Below are 330 nucleotides of genomic sequence, written 5' to 3'. Positions count from 1 at the left end.
AAGGCGAAAGGCATCAACAGAAATTTTTCGTGCGGAAAATTTCAACCACTTAAAACTCTCTCTTTCACTTTTTAATGAATGATTAAACGTTAGTTTATTATCATTAGTAATGACTAGGATGTATTTTCGCATGAGCGCTGTTGAACTTTAGTTCTTACAGCGCCTCAGAAAATCAAGTCTGTAGGTTCTTCGAAGAAAACCGAAAGACGGTCCCATTACTCTTCAATGATAATAAACTAACAAAAAATGAAATTCAAACATACTCTTCATTGATAATTAGCTAACATCTTATACATCCGCAATCTATTTCCTACCTGTCCCGAAGGCGAA

It is taken from the genome of Globicatella sp. HMSC072A10, assembly GCF_001811625.1.
Taxonomy (GTDB): Bacteria; Bacillota; Bacilli; order Lactobacillales; family Aerococcaceae; genus Globicatella; species Globicatella sanguinis.
This window is presented reverse-complemented; position numbering follows the sequence as displayed.